The organism is Thainema salinarum CENA647 (genome assembly GCF_057732415.1).
In genome coordinates this window covers 5,606,918-5,622,340 of record NZ_JBYJZJ010000022.1, presented here as the reverse complement: position 1 = coordinate 5,622,340, position 15,423 = coordinate 5,606,918, and the positions used below count along the sequence as shown (strand labels likewise).

The following is a 15,423-nucleotide window of genomic DNA, read 5'->3' as shown; positions in this document are numbered from 1 at the left end:
TTATGGAATCCTTTTAATCGCCTTGAGGGCATTCATCCCAGAGTGCGGTGGTTTGGCGCAGGCTTTTGAAATTGCCATCGCCCAAAATCAGGTGATCCAGCAGCGGAATGTCCAAAAACTGTGCGCCCCGCAGCAGTTGGCGCGTCAACTGTAAGTCTTCATGACTGGGTTCCACATTGCCAGAGGGGTGATTGTGGGCCACGATTACCCGCGTTGCCCCCTGACGCAAAACGGAACGAAAAATCTCGCGGGGATGCGCCAAGGTTTCAGTGGCCGTGCCGATTGTCAGCACCTGAGTTCCCAATAAGCGATGCTTGATATCCAGCAGCAAAATGGCAAACCGCTCCTCCGATTGCCACATCAAATCGTGGCTCAACGCAGCGGCTGCGATCGCAGGATCATCGACGACAGTTCGTTCAGCTGGCTTTGTTTGTAGCACCCGTTTTCCCAGTTCGATCGCAGCCAAAATCGTTGCGGCTTTGGCGGGGCCAATTCCCGGTATATCCATGAGTTCCTGGGGAGAAACGCCACGCAGTACCGCCAGTGGATCGCGCTGGTGCTGGCCCAGTTCCTGCAAAATGTATTGCCCCAGTCCAATAGCCGACAGCTTGCCCGCACCTTGTCCCGTGCCCAAGAGAATTGCGATCAGTTCCGCTGTGGCCAGGGACTTCGCCCCATGCGTTAACAATCGTTCGCGGGGACGCTCCGTGGTGGGAATGTCCGCGACTCTCAGACAGTAGGTCATGCGATGCATCCTTAGATTGAGATAGCTAGCGCTCCTGGAATGGAAAGACGACTAGCGTAATAGGTGGTAGAGATTGGTCAAGATCAACCAAAATCCCGTATCCTTATTAATCCCAGTTGTTGCGATCGCAGCGCAGTTGAGTCCGTATTAATTTGTCGCTAAACCTGCCAATAAACCTATGGCCGACCTCCAGCCGCTTGCTAATCCTGAACAGCTTACTGCTGAGTCCGTACGCCGTTTTCTCAATCAGTTTGTCTGTTTTCAAACCCTGCCGCCGCTCCCTGAACCGATTGTCGAGCAGGTTCAGCGATCGCTGCAATTTTTAGTAAATGAATCCGACTTTCAAACTTTTGGCGTCTGTGCCGATTCAGCCCAAGCCAGCGAAGCCGCACTGCACAGCTATCTAACGGGCTTAGGCTATGCCGATTTGCTCAAAACTGGCATTGAAATTCAAGCCCCAGCAGATCTCAATCCCACACAGACCCCAGTTTTCATGAAGTACAATCTTCGCAACGGCAAGTGCTACCAAGAACCTTACGTTGGCACCGCACGCGGCGTCTTAGTAACCTGTCATGGCTCTGAGCAAGACGACATCAACGGCACCTACGGCCATTTTCCATTGAACTTATTTCAGTAAGCACCCTTAGGTATATTGCTTATTGAGGCGGACAATGCAGTGCAGTGATCGACCGAATAACCACATGGCCCACCAAGGATAAAGTGCGACCTTGTTTGTCCAGTAGGATATCTCTAAATTTAAATTCCGGAAGGCTTCATACCAGCGTTTCTTAGGCCAATAATTGCACGGGAGCGCAACTCCATGACGAGCATTGCCGACTGTATCCATAAACCAGAGTGTTGGGCCAGCTAGCAGCCCATTCTTGGTGTGGTCTTTGATCAGCACACAGTCCTTTGCAACCCGAGCCGCTTCACCGAGAAGAACAGTCGGATCGGTTGTGTGGTGGAGAACATCGATGAACATCACGACATCGAAGGAGTTGTCTGCGTATGGCAAATTTTGCCCATCAAAGTGAGTGACTGGAATATGTGTTTTTCCCCGCACAAGCACGTCGATGCCTTCAATTGAGATGTCAGGCCGCTCAAGCTGAATCAGGCTGCTAACAAGTCCATCTCCACACCCAACGTCTAATACGCGAGCACCGGGCGGGATCAGCTCAACCATCGCTTTGGACAGAACTCGAACCCGCCGCCCGTGGACATATCCCTCGTGAACGTAGTCAATAGCCTTCATCCCACACCACTCCAGGATTCAACAAAACAGCTGAATAATGCAAGGCTATTCTACACTAAAGCCCTGTGCCTGGTTTTGAGAAGCAGCGTTTCTCTGGCAGGTATTCAACGCAGTAGAATACGGCGTATATGTAGCGACTTATCATCAAACTCCTTTACCTTTACAGCCTTTACAACTCTCTACAACCCTCTACAACCCTCTACAGTCTTACTATGAACCCATCCTCCCAAGCACCTGACTGGCTCGAAATTGGTCACGTTGTCGCCGCCCAAGGACTCAAAGGCGAAGTCCGTATCTATCCTGATTCTGATTTCCCTGAACGGTTTGAGCAGCCAGGAACGCGCTGGTTATTGCGGCCCAATACAACGCAGCCAGAGCCGATCGAACTTGAACGCGGACGTGCGATCGCAGGTAAGGGCATTTACGTCGTCAAGCTGCAAGGTGTCGATGATCGCGCTCAGGCGGAGGCGCTACGGGGGGCAAAACTGTTCGTGCCAGCCAATGATCGGCCCTTTTTGGCAGAAAACGAGTTTCACGTTAGCGATTTGATTGGGCTAGAGGTGATTGATCAGATGACCCAAACCTCGATTGGTACCGTGGTGGCGATGATTTCTGCGGGCAATGATTTGCTGGAAGTGAAGCGACATGCAGCCCAGCCAGAGACAGACAGTTTAGATTCTCCGGTCGATCAGGCAGAGACAGCGGAAGTATCATCTGAATCTGCACCCTCAGCCCCCAGCTCGACGCGAGATTTCACCCGTCGCAAAGGCCGAGCTGCAAAGGCTCGTCAGCAGAAGGCTAAAACTGCATCCACAGAGGTGACAGTGCTCATTCCGTTTGTTAAAGAAATCGTGCCGATTGTGGATCTAGAAAACGGCCAGATCCAGATCAATCCTCCGGCTGGACTACTAGATATTTGATTCTGCATCTCTAGAGTCCTACAAAAGTCCTATAAGGTTGCCGCTTCTGCGATCGCAGCCGCTTCTGCTTCGGATTTGACCAGTGAACCCAGCTTGATGACCAGAACCGAACAAGATGCATGGTGCATGACGTAGTTGCTGACGCTGCCGAGCAGCAGTTCGGTGAGACCAGAGCGACCCCGGTTGCCCAAGATAATCAAATCTGCGCCCCACTGTTGGGCAGCTTGACAAATCGCTTTGGCTGGAACGCCGACCACCTGGCGAAATTCCGTATTGACGCCCGCTTGATTTGCGATCGCAGCCAAACGACGCAGCCGATCGAGGCTTTCGGTTTCGTAGCGCTCCCATTCTTGTCGCCACTGTTCGAGGTTAATTTCCGTCCCTGGTGCCCAATACATCGCTTCCACTCCGGCGGGAAGGGGAAACGGGCTACCGTCTTCTTCGCCCGATAGACCGTGCACCAGCATTAACTCAGCCTGAGTGGCTTGAGCCATGGCCAGCGCTTGTTCAAAAATGCGATCGCCAACCGCACTGTTATCGAGCGCGGCCAAAATTTTCTTATACATGATGATGGCCTCCGCTTATCAATGAGCCTGATGGTGTTCTGCATAATGTGCCTGCAATTTAGGCACCAACCAACAGGCAAACAAGACCAGAGCCAATGCTCCTAACTTTGTAGCAAGATACAAAACGTCATGGCTCGTCAAAATGATGGACAGCATGGGCTTATCCTCCTGTGACGTTACCGCTACTTCTATTGTCTCGTAAAGATCGAGGGTCGGTGAACATACGCAATGAAGTGTCACGGCGGATGGAAATTTTGGATTGGCGATTTTGAATGGGGAATTGGGGATCAGTGGCGTTTTAAGATACGGAACGTGAAAGCATGGATAGAGTTAAGCCAATGTATTAAATGGCGAGGCCAGAGTTTAATCTATAAACAATTCCTAAGAGACTGATTAAAAAAATGAGAGGGAAAATCGCTGTAATTCCCTTGGAATGAGCCGCAAGAGACGTTAGACTCTTTTAAAAGAGATAGACTAAACTCAATCTACCCTATCTAGGTATTGACTTATTTCTATCCATCTGCGATCGCAGATGGCGTTCTAATCCATCCCGAGAAACTACCGAATTTGTTGTGAAGCGTTGACATTGTTTATCCTACTATCATCACAACAAACGTTCAGAAATTTCAGTTGGATAGAGAACATGATCAAGTCAGGTTGAAGAATTATATTTTTCTCTAAAAGGCTTGCATCGCAAGCCTTTTAGAGAAAGTAGGTTCTTGCACCCTGGCTTGAGAAGAGGCGCAGTTCTGTCGAGAGATCTTAGAGCCCATGTTGCAGTTTCTTGCTCAAACCAGTTGGTTGATTCCCAGCTATCCCTTTATCGGGATGCTGTTATCAATCTTGTGGTCGCCCGCCATTATTCGCCGGACGGGGCCACGACCTGCCGGATACATTAATTTCATCATGACGCTGGTGGCGTTCATTCATGGTGCCATTGCCCTTGGTGTCCTGTGGGATGAACCGCCGCAGTTTATTCAGTTCACCTGGCTGACCGTTGCAGATCTCAGTTTGAATCTGTCCTTTGAACTGTCAGCTATCACGCTGGGTGCAATCACACTCGTAACCGGGCTTAACTGTCTGGCTCAGCTTTACGCAATGGGCTACTTGCAGATGGATTGGGCTTGGGGACGGTTCTATACGCTAATGGCGCTGTTTGAAGCCGGGATGTGTGCGCTGATTTTGTGCAATTCCCTCTTCTTCAGCTACATCGTGCTGGAAATCCTCACGCTGGGTACGTATCTGCTCGTTGGCTTTTGGTTCAACCAGTCGCAGGTGGTCACGGGGGCGCGAGATGCGTTTTTGACCAAGCGGGTTGGTGACTTGCTGTTGCTCATGGGTGTACTAGCGCTGTATCCCTTAGCTGGTACCTGGAATTTTGATGAACTGGCCATTTGGGCGCAAACATCTACACTGAATGCCACAGGAGCAACGCTGCTTGGTTTGGCGCTGATTGCAGGACCAATGGGTAAGTGCGCTCAGTTCCCGCTGCACCTCTGGCTAGATGAGGCGATGGAAGGCCCACTGCCCAGCACGATTCTGCGGAACTCGGTGGTCGTTGCGACCGGGGCGTGGGTCCTGATTCGATTGGAGCCAGTTTTGGTCTTATCTCCCGTTGCCTCGACAGTTGCGATCGCAATTGGTGCAGTAACGGCAATTGGCGGCAGCTTAATTGCGATCGCGCAGGTGGACGTGAAGCGGATTCTGTCCTATACCGTCAGCGCTTTTATGGGGCTGGTCTTTGTTGCGGTCGGTACGCAGCAAACGGAAGCGGCCTATCTCCTTTTGCTCTCCCATGCAGTGGCAATGGCGCTCTTGGTGATGAGCATCGGTAACATCATTATTAATTGCATCACGCAGAACATCACTCAGTTGGGCGGCCTCTGGAGCCGTCGTCCTGTAACGGGTCTGGCGTTTATTGTCGGCGCAATGGGCTTGATCGCCCTGCCTCCCTTTGGTGGCTTCTGGGCCATGATGGAACTCTTAAATGGACTGTGGGAAATTAGCCCCGTCTGGTCAGGTGTCCTGCTCGTCGCGAATGGTTTGACTACGTTCAGCATGGTGCGCGCGTTTGCCCTCATCTTTGCTGGCAAGCCCCAGCAGATGACGATTCGCTCCACTGAAGTGAACTGGGAGCAAACGATTCCCACTGTGATTCTGGTGGGTTTTGTCCTCCACATGCCGCTGGTGCTGGCCACCTTGAACGTTTCATTCCCTTGGACAACGGATTTAGGACTGGTACTGGTCTGGTCGAGCATTAACGGTGGTGCGATCGCAGCTTTACTCTACTTCAATCCCAATATTGAAAAGCCAATCGGCATTGTCTGGAAACCGTTGCGTAATCTACTGGCTTACGACTTCTACACGCCGAAGCTGTATCGATCCAGCATTGTCATGGGCGTAGACGTGATTTCACGACTGACGGACTGGTTTGACCGCTACTTCGTCGATGGTCTGGTGAACTTCGTCGGTCTAGCCTCCCTCTTTGGCGGCGAAACCCTCAAGTACGGCAACACGGGTCGCACCCAGTTTTACCTCCTATCCATCACCTTCTGGGTCGCTGTCATCACCATCGCCGTCAACTGGACATTCCTCTCTCAGCAACTGCAACTGTTACTCACCGTTGTGCCGTAACCTCCAAAATCCCAAGTTGGGTTGAGGTACGAAACCCAACCTACATGTCTGCGCGGTAACGAAGCCCAAGGGCGAATAGCCATTCGCCCCTACACAACCCCAATCCTTAATCACCAAACAGGTTATTTTTCGGAGTGGGCCTGGGGGACGCGACTCGTCTCCCAGCGGGGGGTGGGGGCAAGCGTCCTCAAGAAAGTAACTGGTTTGATTCACACCCATTTAATAGAGAACGAAATACAGGAAACGAAATACCAGCCAAACGTTGGGTTTCGTACCTCAACCCAACCTACGATTTGACTCACCTGTTGATAGGGCAAATAGTATTTGCCCCTACCGATAATATCCTGAACGAGCCAAAACCATGCTTAGCACACTGATTTGGATACCCATCATAGGAGCCGCGATTCTGGGTTTTCTGCCCCAAAGCATCCCGACTCAGCGGATTCGGCAAGCCGCACTTGCGATCTCAGGTATCACCTTCCTCTGGTCGCTCGCCGTATTGACCAACTTCAACGTGGCCGATCCGGGGTTTCAATTCCAGGAAACCCTGCCTTGGCTGGATCGGTTAGGGCTAGACTACAAACTTGGCGTTGATGGTTTGTCATTAGTGCTGGTCGTACTCAACACCTTCCTCACCTGGATTGCCATCTACAGCAGCCGTAAAGATACACCCCGGCCCCGTCTGTTTTACTCGCTAGTGCTGCTGGTTTGTGGCGGCGTCGCGGGTGCGTTTCTGGCCCAAAACCTGCTGCTCTTCTTCCTGTTCTACGAAATTGAGCTGGTGCCGTTCTACCTGCTGATTTCCATCTGGGGTGAAGAAAAGCGGGGGTATGCCGCAACCAAGTTCTTGCTCTATACCGCTGTCTCTGGCGCGATGATTCTGGCTGGATTTCTGGGACTGGTTTGGCTGAGCGGTGCGTCCAGCTTTAACTACGAAGTCTTGATGGGGCAGGATCTACCGCTTAGTCTGCAAGCGCTCTTGCTGACGGCAATCATCATTGGCTTTGGCATCAAGATTCCCCTGGTTCCCTTCCACACCTGGTTGCCGGATACCTATGTGGCCGCGTCTACTCCCGTTGCGATTCTGCTGGGTGGCGTTCTGGCAAAACTTGGTGCATACGGTATCTTCCGGTTCGGTTTAAGCCTGTTCCCCGAAGCCTGGAGCCAGATTTCGCCCTGGTTAGCGGTTTGGGCTGTGGTTAGCGTTCTGTACGGTGCGGCAGCTGCGATCGCACAAAAAGATATCAAGCGAATGGTGGCTTACAGCTCCATCGGCCACATGGGTTACATCCTGCTCGGTGGTGCCGCGCTAACGGCTTTGAGCACGGTCGGAGCGGTTTCGCAGATGGTGGCGCATGGCTTGATTTTGGCGCTGCTGTTCCACTTGGTCGGTGTGGTTGAAGCCAAGGTTGGCACGCGAGAACTGGATGTTCTCAATGGGTTGATGAACCCGATTCGGGGCTTGCCGCTGATTAGTGCGCTGCTGGTTGTGGGTGCAATGGCCAGTGCGGGTATTCCGGGCCTAGTTGGTTTCATCGCCGAGTTTATGGTTTTTCAGGGCAGCTATGCTCAGTTCCCAGTGCAGACAATTTTGGCGGTGATTGGTACAGGTCTGACGGCGGTGTACTTCGTGATTCTGCTCAACCGCACCTGCTTCGGCAAGCTGGATAACAAGATCGCCTATTTCCCGAAAGTGACCTTCGATGAGACGTTCCCGGCGCTGGTATTGACTGGCCTCATCCTGTTCCTGGGCGTTCAACCCCAATGGTTGACCCGCTGGACTGAACCGACAACAACGGCAATGGTGGCAGCAGTCCCGACGGCAACTCAGGTTGCAGAGGAGACAGTTGAGGCACCTGTGTTAGAAGTGTCGATGCGGTAAGCCCTCACCCCCAGCCCCTCTCCCACTGGGAGAGGGGAGCCGGACAGAGGAAATTGAGGTGATTTCTTGTTCCTTCTCCTGTGGGAGAGGGCTAGGGTGAGGGGGTATCCTGCAAGATCTCTAACAACCCTGTGGGGTACAGCGGCACATCCCCCGCCGCAATCTCTGACAAAGCCACCCACTGAGCCTCAAATTGACGCGCTCCTTCCAACGCCAGCAGCGATGACCGTTCATACAGCGACTCATCCACCAGCTTGGCATCGTAAACAAACACAATTTCGTGTCCCGGCTGTCCCTCATAGACAAAGATGTTCTCAAATACCCCTAGCAACTGCGGCTTACAGATGTCCACATCCAATTCTTCTTTGATCTCTCGCACGGCTGCATCCTGGCTCGTTTCTCCAAAATCAATCCCGCCGCCCAACGGTCGATAGAACGACTCCTGCTTCTGCGGATCAAATCCCTTAGCAACTAAAATGCGATCGCACTTTCGTAACACGCACAGCGCAATGGCCCGAATCTTCGCCTTCTTTCCCATTGTTGATCTCCTTAACGTCTAACGAATCATGAACACTGCTCTCGAAACTCCAACCAAGCTCCCCCCATCCACCCACCAGTATGCTGAAATTATCCATCGGCTCGAAGCTGGCGGCGCAATGCTGCCTGACACGCCGGATAATCTGAAGCAGATCATTGGTATCTACAAAGCCTATGCCGTACCAATGGACTTCTACTGGCGGGATTTGCTTTACATTGCGGAGCACGTGTTTCTCGATCCGACGCCGTTCTTTAAGTACTTCCTGCCCCAAGAGTATCTAGATCGACCCAACCAATACGCAGGCGAAAACGGCAGTCCCCGCATTTGGCGCGGCACCGACAAGGCGCACCCCGAGCTGCTGGAGTTTATGGAAAAAGGGGAAGTGAAGCGCAAGCTGCCCAAGCTGCTGCATCACCTGTGGCACGATCGCGTCAATATGGAGTTTGCCGAAGCCTGTATGGATGCGATGTTCTGGCATCAGGATATGGGCGGTCGGTTCAATGATTTTCTTGATAGTGACGAATATCGGCAAAACTGCGATCGCGCCATCAAAGCCTACTTCAAAGGCAATCCGGTTATGCTGGCTCTCTACAAGCTATTCCCCGATATGTTTGTGGAGCAGGTGCGGCGGATGTCCTACTATGCCAACCTGGGTCTGTTTTGGGAAGTGATGGCTCCGGTCTTTTTTGAGATGTACGACCGCTACCTGGAAGGCACCATTGCCAGCGTCCCGGAAGCAATGGATTTCCTCGTGAACGGTATCTTTGCTGTTGCGGGTCGCCCCATCTACCACCACGTCTACATCAAGGGCGAGTGCTACGAAATTATTCCCAAGTCCGCCGGATTCACCTGGCTCTATGAAGCGGCGCTGCCCTACGTGGAAGCGGTGTTCTACCGCACTGCACCGTTCCGGGGCACCAAGTCTTACAACGCCCAGTTGAACCAAGTACCTGACGATCAGCATGATTTCCACTACGGCATTCTCTACGCGGATGTCTTCCCGGTTGGTTCTGCGGGGATTCCACCTACGCTGCTGATGCAGGACATGCTGCACTTCCTGCCCGATTTTCTGGTCGAAGAGTATCAGCAGCACTGTCGTGGCAAAGACGATATATTGATTCAGCTCGGCATCAGCTTCCAGCGCTCCATGTACTGCGTGACCTCGGCGGTCATTCAAGCGTTGCGTACCGCCCTGCTCTATCCGCTAGATGATCCAAACCCTGAGCACCTAAAAGCCAATCGCGAATTCTTTGAAGCCCAAATGGATCGGTTTAAACGACCAGAGGCCCGTCTGATGGATATTCAGACTCAGGATTATCGATAGGGAATTGAGGCGAGAGGAGTGAGGAGTGAGGCGTAAGGGGTGGATGGATGGATGAACTGAATGCAATTTTGCGATCGCACTCTGATTCAGTCCAACTGTCTGACCTAGATGGCCTGCAAAGCCGCACTCAGCAGCAGCTCTGCCATATTTTGATCACGGCTGGCTTTATTGCCGCCGCCATCCACATCTCCTTTGCCTCCATCCCCGTCAACCATCCGCCTTTGGATTATGTGTATTCCAAAATATTTACAAAAACTTCGCTAACTGTCGTTCAGATGATTGGGCAACAAAAACTTTCTCACCAAGTGCGATCGAGTGCTTGGGATGATCTCTAACCAGAAAGACTGAGCCATCAGGTATTCTCCGCATAAGGTAGCCACCCAATGCGTTGTTGTAGCCTAAATTCTCACATTCAAATTGCTCGACTCTTCCTGCTCGACTCTTACGAGCCTTAACGGCTGCTTCGTAACGTTTCTGATTTTCATTCATTGCTTGTTCCGCTCTTAGGAAAATATTTTCTTTTTGATTCTGTTCTAGTTGATGTTCATTCCTAAGTTGAGATGCACGCTTAGTAAGGAAAAAGCCTAATACTGCACCAGCTAACGAACCAGTTGATGAACCAATTGCTGTCCATATAGGCCCTCCAAGAGATGCAATTAAACCCAAGATTGAGCCAAACAGCGTTGCAAATATAACTGCTCCCCAGAATTCCAGGATATTAGGAGAAGAATCAATCCATAATTTTTTTCTAAGTTGGCTAACAAATTTCATTTGAGCTAAACGCTAAATAAGGAGAACAAACATATGCCTACCATTGTAGACATTGCCGTTAGCAACGATTCCTTCAAAACCCTCGTCGCTGCTGTTCAAGCCGCTGACTTGGTTGAAGTCCTGCAAAGCCCTGGCCCCTTTACCGTCTTTGCCCCCGTCGATGATGCTTTTGCGAAGCTGCCACCCAGCACCGTGCAAACGTTAGTTGAAAACCCACCTCAACTCGCCCGCATCCTCAAATATCACGTTGTCATGGGCAAGCTCAGCCGCGAAGACATCGCCAAGGTAGACACCCTAACTTCCGTTGAAGGTGCACCCATCCGCGTCAAGGTCGGCGAAAACTTTGAGGTGAAAAATGCCACCGTTGTCGCCGCCGATATTGAAGCTGATAACGGCATGATTCACGTCATCGACAACGTCATTTTGATGGGTTGATGAATTGGTTCCACCCTAGTAGGGGTGATGCATTTGGTCGAAATGTTACTGCCAAAATCGCAATGAATTGGCCAAGTGCATCGCCCCTACACATTCGCGTAATTTATGCTCGTTATAAATTCGTCAGAAACGACGGCAATTCCAGAATGTGGAAATAGACCAGACCAACAATTGCAGCCGTATATAGGGTTGAGCTGCCCAAGCCGACCAATAAATCCCGCTTGAGATTCTGCGGTCGATCCTCAAACAACAGATCCGTTGCACCCCACTGCATCATCACGATGCCCAGCACGTTGGAAATCCAGTAGCCAATAATCGTTCCTGGGATAAACCAGCTCCCGTGAATCCAGCTCACCCCATAGCCAAAGATGTAGGCGATCGGCAAATTAAAAAACAGATCATTCCACCAGGACAGCGGCGACAGCATGTAGCCTAAACCAACGAATAGACCACTTTGGAGCTTTTTCAGCATGGTTTTCAACGGAACTTGATCAAAACTTACGGTTTGAAACTGGATATCCCTTTTATGATGGTGTACAAGGTTCAACAACGCAAAGTTTAACAGCGTTTGCTTCAGCCTTACGCTGGTTCCATCGCGCCGCAGCCACTGATGACCTATACCACCCAACGATTGATTGAGATTTTGGATCAGGAGCTTCGAGCCAACTGGCGCGGGGAGCGGGTGCTGCTGTCTTCAGATGAGCGAATCAATAATCCGGTGATTGCCAAAGCTATTGGCACCAATAAGCTCAGTAAAGTTTTTGCCTATCAAGATTTTCGCGCTCAAGTCCACGAGTATCAGCGCGAGCATAGTGTCTCCGGTATCGTTTGGCGCGACTGTCGCTATGGGAATCATACGCTTCGCATTCCCGAAATTCACAATCAGCTGATTGCCATTCCCGGTGATAAAGAGATTTTGATGCAGTCAAAGGCTGCTGCTCTGGAGTTTTGGTGGGCGGTTACGCAGGGTATGAAGTTTTGGCTGGCCGACATGGAGCCGAAACCGATCGCAGTTGAACAGGTGCATTATCTGATTGCCAATACAGAATGGGCCGAACTGGATATTGCCCGCACTGATTTGTATTTAGGGCTTTGCTGGGGTAGTCCCAAAGATTATCGCTATCAGTGGGCTAAGCCGGAATCCGGTTGCGATCGCATCATCGCCGCCATGACCGAACCCAGCGCAATCAAGGTATAGTAATGGATCAGCAGATAACGTAATCACTGAATTTACTTGAAGGAGCCACCACAATGCCGATTGCCGTTGGCGTGATTGAAACCCAAACGTTTCCAGCCATTCTCGCTGCTGCCGATGCCGGAGTGAAAGCCGGACGCGTCACGATTGCCTGTCAGGAACGGTCGGAAAGTGGACGGCAGTTTGTGGCATTTCGCGGCCAGGTTGCCGAAGTGGAGCGAGCCGTCAAGGCCGGAATCGCAGCGGTTGAGCCAATGCCCAATTTTGCCGAAGTCACAACTTACTACATCGTGCCTAACCCGCCGGAAAATCTGGAGTCAGTTTTACCGATTCACTACACGGAAGAATCAGAACCCTTTAGAGTTTTCTAGTTATATCAAGTCCACGTATAAGAACCCAATTTTCTGCGAAACGCTTGCCAAGCAAGCGTTTCGCAGAAAAGATTAATTTTAGGCATAGTCGGGGCAAGAGTTTTTTGCCCTGGCCTCATATTTGCAGATGAATATTATTGATCTTTCGCCTGATCAGCCGGAGTATATTCAAGCGGCTGCGCGTTTGCTGATCACTGGCTTTCAGCAGATGGCTCCCCATGCGTGGCCGGATGTGGACTCAGCGCTGGAAGAAGTGCATGAGTCTTTGGAGTGCGATCGCATCAGCCGCATTATGTTATCCGTTAACGGTGAGGTTATCGGCTGGATCGGCGGCATCTCTCAGTACCACGGCAAAAGCTGGGAGTTGCACCCGCTTGTGGTCGATCCGGCTTATCAGCGTCAGGGAATTGGGCGTCGTTTAGTGGCGGACTTGGAGCAGCAGGTGCAGCGGCGGGGTGGTGTCACTCTCTACTTGGGAAGCGACGATGAGATGAATTTGACTTCAATATCGGGCATTGATCTCTACCCCAACGTGCTGGAGCGGCTGCTAACTATTCAAAATCTTCGCCAACACCCATTTGAGTTTTACCAAAAAGTTGGCTTTGAGATTGTCGGCATCTTGCCCGATGCCAATGGTTTCGGTAAGCCCGATATTCTAATGGCAAAACGAGTTGCAAATACTGCAACCCGTTAAACGCTGCGCTGTGCATAGCGTTCAACGGGTTGCAGGGAATGTGCGATCGCACTCAATTCAATCAGCTGACTACTGAAGCTTTTTCTTGACGAAGGCCAAAATTTGGGCCGTTTGCTTCTTCAGGGCATTGACCTCAGCTTGAAGCTTGGCAACCTGTTGCTTCAAGGCCTCGACTTCAGCCGAACTTGCACCCGCACCCGCAGCCTCTGTCGCCGCACCTGCAGGTTTGGGCCGAGGCTTCTTGGCCTTGGCCATTGCGCCCTTAATGGCACCGACCAGTTCTTTTTGCTCAAACGGCTTCTCGATGAACTCAAAGAACTCAAACGGCTCTGTTAGTTTTTCGGTAACTTCTTCCTTCCGACCCGACATCAGCACCAGCGGTACATTGTAGAGCTTGGGGTCAGACTGCATTTCTTGAAACACTTCCCAGCCGCTGATGCGCGGTAGCAGGAAGTCGAGCATGATTAGGTTGGGACGTTCCTGACGCATGAGTTCGAGTCCTTCGGCACCATCCTTGGCTTCGATGACTTCAAAATTACCCTGCGGCAACATGTCCCGAACTCGCATCCGAATGACTCGGCTGTCGTCAATCACTAGGATTTTGTGCCCTGCCACGATGAACTCCTCTGCTACTGAATGTCAGGAATAGATTGCAATAAGACGAAAAAGATAAAGTGACGATCTCGCGTGATCCTGTTTGAGATTGATCTTGGTTGATACAGTGCGATTCAAAACTGAATCCGGCAAAAACGCAATTTGGTCATCACATCAGGAAAATCTGTATATAACCAGTGATCCTTTCACCATTATTCCTATTTTGTCGTGAAAACTAACAGGCTGTAGTGATTCGCGATTCACTCGTACACCAGATATTAGCTCGACTTTGGCCTTTGGAACCTGAGAATCAGGCAATTTCGCATTTTTTAATAGACTTCAATTGTACGCTCCGCTCCAAAACAGTGATTCTATCGTTGTATCGCAGTTGTGGTATTGCAGTGCCATCCTCATCGTTCCCGATTTGGGTTGCCAACGCGAGATGTTGATTAGATTAGAATCTGAGGTGAATACGTGTCACTTCAGCGTTTATGCCGTCTTACTCAGACCTGTCCATGTCAGATTCCTCTGTTGTTCGTTCCCCAGCCGATCCGCAAGCGCTCCGTCGTGCTGAGATTCAGTCGATGCCGACTTGGCTACGACGTTCGATTGGGAAAGCCAGCGAAATTTCTACTGTTCAGAAAATTATTAAACAGCGGCAAATTCACACCATCTGCGAAGAAGGTCGCTGTCCCAATCGCGGCGAATGCTATGCCCAGAAAACCGCCACGTTTTTGCTGATGGGGCCAACCTGCACCCGCTCCTGTGGCTTTTGCCAGGTAGATAAAGGCCATGCTCCGATGCCGCTCGATCCGGACGAACCGCAAAAGGTGGCCGAGTCGGTGCGCCTACTGGGTCTGCGCTACGTAGTGCTCACTTCCGTCGCTCGTGACGATCTCGACGACAAAGGCGCAGGCTGGTTTGTGCAAACCATGTACGCCATCCGCCAGCAGAATCCCGACACTCAAATCGAAGTACTGACGCCGGACTTTTGGGGCGGACAAGATGCCGCTCAGGCGCAGCGCGATCGCATTTTTACCGTTACCCGCGCCCAGCCCGCTTGCTTTAACCACAACATCGAAACCGTGCGCCATCTCCAGGCTCCGGTTCGGCGAGGAGCCAAGTATGACCGCTCGCTCAACGTTCTCCGCTATGTCAAAGAGTGCGATTCTTCAATTCCCACGAAATCCGGCCTGATGGTGGGGCATGGCGAAACCGAGGCCGAGCTGATTGAAACGATGCAGGATCTTAGAGCGGTGAACTGCGATCGCATCACCATTGGTCAATACATGCGCCCGTCGCTGGAACATTTACCCGTGCAGAAATACTGGACACCGGAAGAATTTGACCGTCTGGGTGATATCGCCCGTGAGATGGGATTCACTCATGTGCGCTCTGGCCCCCTCGTCCGCAGTTCCTACCATGCAGGCGAAAAAGCTTGAATACGCGAAAGCGGACGACGTGACAACGCCGTCCGCTTTCGCATGATGGGAACAGGAACA

At 51.4% G+C, this 15,423-nt stretch carries 18 protein-coding genes; 10 read left to right on the top strand and 8 right to left on the bottom strand.

The window, feature by feature from the left end; all coding sequences use genetic code 11:
• Nucleotides 1-13 precede the first annotated feature (13 nt).
• Nucleotides 14-745: a RadC family protein gene (gene radC, locus AC286M_RS31395; RefSeq protein WP_488208139.1), complete on the bottom strand. Its 732-nt coding sequence runs from the start codon at nt 743-745 to the stop codon at nt 14-16.
• Between the two features lie 178 nt (nt 746-923).
• On the opposite strand from radC, the gene AC286M_RS31390 reads away from it, so the two are divergent.
• Nucleotides 924-1,382, top strand: a complete 459-nt coding sequence (locus tag AC286M_RS31390) for a DUF1824 family protein (protein WP_488208138.1) — start codon at nt 924-926, stop codon at nt 1,380-1,382.
• A 6-nt stretch (nt 1,383-1,388) separates the two neighbouring features.
• Here AC286M_RS31390 and AC286M_RS31385 read toward each other — a convergent pair whose 3' ends face one another.
• On the bottom strand, nt 1,389-1,997 hold the full coding sequence (locus AC286M_RS31385; protein ID WP_488208137.1) for a class I SAM-dependent methyltransferase: 609 nt from the start codon (nt 1,995-1,997) through the stop codon (nt 1,389-1,391).
• Between the two features lie 212 nt (nt 1,998-2,209).
• On the opposite strand from AC286M_RS31385, the gene rimM reads away from it, so the two are divergent.
• The gene (gene rimM / locus AC286M_RS31380; RefSeq protein WP_488208136.1) at nt 2,210-2,917 is read left to right on the top strand and encodes a ribosome maturation factor RimM; all 708 of its coding nucleotides are present in this window, start codon (nt 2,210-2,212) and stop codon (nt 2,915-2,917) included.
• 29 nt (nt 2,918-2,946) lie between these two features.
• Here the strand turns inward: rimM and AC286M_RS31375 are convergent, their stop codons facing one another.
• Nucleotides 2,947-3,483, bottom strand: coding sequence for a universal stress protein (locus AC286M_RS31375; protein WP_488208135.1), 537 nt, complete (start codon nt 3,481-3,483; stop codon nt 2,947-2,949).
• Nucleotides 3,484-3,501: 18 nt separating this feature from the next.
• The gene (locus AC286M_RS31370) at nt 3,502-3,639 is read right to left on the bottom strand and encodes a hypothetical protein (RefSeq protein ID WP_488208134.1); all 138 of its coding nucleotides are present in this window, start codon (nt 3,637-3,639) and stop codon (nt 3,502-3,504) included.
• Nucleotides 3,640-4,254: 615 nt separating this feature from the next.
• Between AC286M_RS31370 and AC286M_RS31365 the strand changes: the two genes are divergently transcribed.
• Both AC286M_RS31365 and AC286M_RS31360 read left to right on the top strand, forming a co-directional pair.
• On the top strand, nt 4,255-6,117 hold the full coding sequence (locus AC286M_RS31365; protein WP_488208133.1) for an NAD(P)H-quinone oxidoreductase subunit F: 1,863 nt from the start codon (nt 4,255-4,257) through the stop codon (nt 6,115-6,117).
• Nucleotides 6,118-6,478: 361 nt separating this feature from the next.
• On the top strand, nt 6,479-7,999 hold the full coding sequence (locus AC286M_RS31360) for an NADH-quinone oxidoreductase subunit M (RefSeq protein ID WP_488208132.1): 1,521 nt from the start codon (nt 6,479-6,481) through the stop codon (nt 7,997-7,999).
• A gap of 91 nt (nt 8,000-8,090) precedes the next feature.
• Here the strand turns inward: AC286M_RS31360 and AC286M_RS31355 are convergent, their stop codons facing one another.
• Nucleotides 8,091-8,537 carry an NUDIX hydrolase gene (locus AC286M_RS31355; protein ID WP_488208131.1) on the bottom strand — a complete coding sequence of 149 codons (447 nt, stop codon included), beginning with the start codon at nt 8,535-8,537 and terminating at the stop codon, nt 8,091-8,093.
• Nucleotides 8,538-8,565: 28 nt separating this feature from the next.
• On the opposite strand from AC286M_RS31355, the gene AC286M_RS31350 reads away from it, so the two are divergent.
• Nucleotides 8,566-9,861 (top strand): CO2 hydration protein CupA, encoded by a 1,296-nt coding sequence (locus AC286M_RS31350; RefSeq protein WP_488208130.1) that lies wholly within the window; start codon nt 8,566-8,568, stop codon nt 9,859-9,861.
• Between the two features lie 246 nt (nt 9,862-10,107).
• On the opposite strand, the gene AC286M_RS31345 is transcribed toward AC286M_RS31350, so the two are convergent.
• Entirely contained in the window at nt 10,108-10,632 is a 525-nt protein-coding gene (locus AC286M_RS31345) for a hypothetical protein (RefSeq protein ID WP_488208129.1), read from the bottom strand.
• A 33-nt stretch (nt 10,633-10,665) separates the two neighbouring features.
• On the opposite strand from AC286M_RS31345, the gene AC286M_RS31340 reads away from it, so the two are divergent.
• Nucleotides 10,666-11,067 carry a CO2 hydration-associated protein CupS gene (locus AC286M_RS31340; protein ID WP_488208128.1) on the top strand — a complete coding sequence of 134 codons (402 nt, stop codon included), beginning with the start codon at nt 10,666-10,668 and terminating at the stop codon, nt 11,065-11,067.
• Between the two features lie 112 nt (nt 11,068-11,179).
• On the opposite strand, the gene AC286M_RS31335 is transcribed toward AC286M_RS31340, so the two are convergent.
• Complete coding sequence (locus AC286M_RS31335; protein ID WP_488208127.1) at nt 11,180-11,539, bottom strand: DUF7980 family protein; 360 nt, start codon at nt 11,537-11,539, stop codon at nt 11,180-11,182.
• Between the two features lie 138 nt (nt 11,540-11,677).
• Here AC286M_RS31335 and AC286M_RS31330 point away from each other — a divergent pair, with 138 nt between their 5' ends.
• From AC286M_RS31330 to AC286M_RS31320, 3 genes are all read left to right on the top strand, one after another.
• Entirely contained in the window at nt 11,678-12,265 is a 588-nt protein-coding gene (locus tag AC286M_RS31330; RefSeq protein ID WP_488208126.1) for a hypothetical protein, read from the top strand.
• Nucleotides 12,266-12,318: 53 nt separating this feature from the next.
• Nucleotides 12,319-12,633 carry a carbon dioxide-concentrating mechanism protein CcmK gene (locus AC286M_RS31325; RefSeq protein WP_488208125.1) on the top strand — a complete coding sequence of 105 codons (315 nt, stop codon included), beginning with the start codon at nt 12,319-12,321 and terminating at the stop codon, nt 12,631-12,633.
• Nucleotides 12,634-12,760: 127 nt separating this feature from the next.
• Nucleotides 12,761-13,327, top strand: a complete 567-nt coding sequence (locus AC286M_RS31320) for a GNAT family N-acetyltransferase (protein WP_488208124.1) — start codon at nt 12,761-12,763, stop codon at nt 13,325-13,327.
• 69 nt (nt 13,328-13,396) lie between these two features.
• Here the strand turns inward: AC286M_RS31320 and AC286M_RS31315 are convergent, their stop codons facing one another.
• Entirely contained in the window at nt 13,397-13,942 is a 546-nt protein-coding gene (locus AC286M_RS31315; RefSeq protein ID WP_488208123.1) for a response regulator, read from the bottom strand.
• 494 nt (nt 13,943-14,436) lie between these two features.
• Here AC286M_RS31315 and lipA point away from each other — a divergent pair, with 494 nt between their 5' ends.
• Entirely contained in the window at nt 14,437-15,363 is a 927-nt protein-coding gene (gene lipA, locus AC286M_RS31310) for a lipoyl synthase (RefSeq protein WP_488208122.1), read from the top strand.
• Nucleotides 15,364-15,423: the final 60 nt, after the last annotated feature.